Raw genomic sequence first — 3,311 nt, 5'->3', positions numbered from 1 at the left:
AAGCCGTTTTCCGTTCTCGGCGGAGTTGAAGACGCCCCCGGATACGCCGGCCGCCTCCAAATGATGGAACAGTGCCCCCCGATAACCCCGCCCGCCTTCTTCCTCTTGCCGGACGGAGACTTCGTCTTTTCCGACGGCGTCCCGTTTGCCATCCTCATCCAAAGTTTCTCCGGCCTCCAGCCCTCTCGATTCGCCAACGATATAGAAGGAGACCTGTGCCTCTTTGTATCCAGCCCCCTCGCACTCCAGGCGCCAATACCCCACCTGGGAGGGTTTCACCTTCACGCGGACATTCAAATTGTTATCCATCCCGGTAATCATGCCCCCAATGGGGAACCTTTTTCCGCCCGGCGCCACCAACGTGCATTGCAGAGACCTTCGATAGGGATTGACGATATTGATGAAAGCCGAAAAAGCGCCGATCCGGCTGTCCAGAAGGAAGGGCGAACTTGTGAGCCTTTCGCCCCGCACCTTCGCATCCCTTTTCTCCTGTATGGCCTCCGGCATCGAAGGGCCGGCCTCTCCTGCGACGGAATCCGGACTTCTCCATTGGGTGTTGCTCTGTACTGTCCGGGGAGGCGAGGTTCCGAGGGCCGAATGGCCGGAGAAAACATCCCCAAAGTCGTCGGCGCACAAAAGCTGCAGGTGCCCGTTCCAGGGGTTCAGCAGCAGGTAGGGCTCCTCCTGAAAGGAGCGCCACGGGGCATTGCCGATATAGCGGATCCTCTCCGGCGAGAGGGGAACAGAACTCTTACGGACATAGCCCCCGGTCTCACGGCTCAAGCGCTGGTAGAGCTCGATGCTGCGGTTCCTGAGGCTCACAAAAGACAGGGGGATAAAAAAGCTACGGCTCTTCGCGGCCAGGGCCTCGAAGGTCGTCTTTCCGGAGTGTTTCTCGGAGTCCTCCGGCTTCTGGGCGACGAGGACGACGATATCGCCCAGAAGAATGTGCCTGGCATCCATGTACGCTTGAAGGCGGTCGATGGCGTCCGACAGGACGTCATACAAGGGGATGTCGATACCCGTCTGAGTATCCTGAGGGCGCAGCAGGGTGCGCAGCTTGTTCTGCGTTTCCATACTCAATCCATCTCTGATGATGGCATTTTCCGGTAGAACCCCGCCTCCATTGGGTCCGTCTGCTATCTTTCGGAAAGGAACGACCTCATGAACACCGTCCCTGTCGAAGGTGAAGACGCCGACATCCGCCCCGGCCGGGATCGCCGTCAGCATCATGTCCACCAGGTTACATACCTCGGGGGTATAGGGCCAGGTCAGGCCAAATATAAATTCCAGTAGGTTTCCCGAGTTTTCGACCAGGATCATCCGGGCACGCTGATTCCTCGTGGTGCCCCACTCGATCTTCAGGTCGTCGATCGCGGGACTTTTCTCCCGGAACTCCGCCTCCGTCGAACCGATCCGAGGGAAGCCGTTCCTGTGGGTGATGTCGAAGCTGGCTGTGGGCTTCGCGGAGACGAGGTCCCTGTAGAAGCGGCGCTTGTAGGAGCGCAAAAGGGCCCAAGCAGGCAGCTCCTTGCTCACCAGCGTGCTCCAGCACGAGACGGTCCTGGGATAGAGCCTCCGCTGGGCCGTCTGATACTCCTCCGGGCACTTTGTGCCGTCGAAACCGTAGTGCTCGTCCGTAGAGAAGTTCAGCGCCATCGCTCTTTCATAAGGGAAGAGATTCCCATCTAGAGCAAATCCACTTATTTGATCCCTCATGATAGAATGCGCTGTATCAATAGATTGTTGCTCATCATCACTATATACAATGATATCTACCATATGGTCCCCTGTTCGAGGACTATTGGGATATATCCATCTCGGCCACCAATTAAAAGCATCTCCTTCATACTCGTCGAACAGTCCGTAGACGTAATGGCCGCACTCGTGGGCCAGCGTGTACCCCGTGTCGATCGGCCCTTGATCGGACGAGAAGTTATCGCGTCCCCCGAGAAACTCGCTGCTCATCTTGATGGCATGTTTGGGGCTGACAGCCTCCTGCCGGTAGGGGACGTAGGCCCCGGCCTCCGTCTCGGCATGGGTTTTTCCATTTTCATGGTAATTCTCCAGCCACCTGACATGAGCGAACTCCCTGTTCCCCTTGCCCTGCACGATCTTCACGCGGCCCAGGCGGTGCCGGCCGTTCGTCATCTCGTACACCGCCACGGACCAGTGCCGCATCGCCTCGGTAAAGGCGTCCCGGGAGGCGGTGTTCATGTACTCGAAGCTGTCTATCGTCATGTTGATGGGGCTGACCGTGTCGTACTCCTCGATCGCCGCGCCTGCCGGCGTGGCGCAGAGCGCCAGCCCCAACAGTGCACAGAACCCAAAAGCCCTTCTCATCGTATTCACCTCCATAACGTGCCACACGACTACACCACGCGGATCAGAACCCAGACGACATCCCAAGCCCCATCCTCCCGGCGCTTGACGCAGGGGATGCAGTACAGGCCACGGGGGGCGTAGATTCCTCCCAAGCCTTCCGTGGAAAGCACTTTGAAACGGTCGCCCTCCACAGTGAAATAACCTCCGGTAAAAAACATGGCCATGGGATTATACCCCGACTCGCCCAGAGGGACGCTGCCCAACTCGTAAACCTCCACGGCCCTCTTCACCTCGATATAGCGCACCCTGTCCGAGCTTGCGATCCCCTCCGGAACCTGCCCCGAGACGACGGCCCGCAGAACCGCAGGTCCCTCCTCGCCGGGGATTCTCACCTCCTTCGTCGCATCGTTTTCTCCATCCACACGGACGAACAGGCCGCCTTCCCTCAGTAAAAGCAGTGTGCCCGATCCATACTTGAAAAGCTCGTAGGAGGGCATTTCTTTGACAACCCCTTGCGGTATCCTCCCTTGCGGCACCCTCATCCCTTCAAGCTCTCCTACCAGAGCCACCATTGAATCATGGCGCCTGTCGCTCACCTTACCCATGAAACAAGGCGATCTATGAAGAAAATAACCTTTTGTAGCAACGTACCCGACAATTCCGCCGACCCAACGCTCTCCGGACACGCGGCCTACAACTCCGGAGAACCCTACCAAAGCAGTGTTCCAAACGTTCGCACAGGAGCTGGCGCTGGCCATCCCCCCCTCGCAGCCGCTCCATTTTCTGGACTCCCTAGCCCACCGGCCGATCAGACCACCGACCTCCTCCCTGCCCGTGACCTCGCCGCGGTAGAGGTTGAACTTACAAAAATTCCAATCGAGATAACCGGCCAGGCCACCCACGCGGTCCCTTCCCCGCACCGAGCCCGATACACCACAGTTTTCTATGCGCGTGTAATCTCCGTCGCCGACGAGCCCGCCGACGCA

The 3,311-nt window shown here is 58.5% G+C and carries 2 protein-coding genes; both read right to left on the bottom strand.

The window, feature by feature from the left end:
• A partial coding sequence (locus SY1_RS04685; protein ID WP_208872872.1) for a hypothetical protein occupies positions 1 to 2,343 on the bottom strand: 2,343 nt, incomplete at its 3' end.
• A 29-nt stretch (positions 2,344 to 2,372) separates the two neighbouring features.
• A partial coding sequence (locus SY1_RS04680; RefSeq protein ID WP_208872870.1) for a GLUG motif-containing protein occupies positions 2,373 to 3,311 on the bottom strand: 939 nt, incomplete at its 5' end.

The sequence above is a fragment of the Fretibacterium fastidiosum genome (assembly GCF_000210715.1).
Taxonomy (GTDB): Bacteria; Synergistota; Synergistia; order Synergistales; family Aminobacteriaceae; genus Fretibacterium; species Fretibacterium fastidiosum.
Note: the sequence above shows the minus strand (reverse complement) of the source record. Positions and strands in the feature narration are given on the sequence as shown.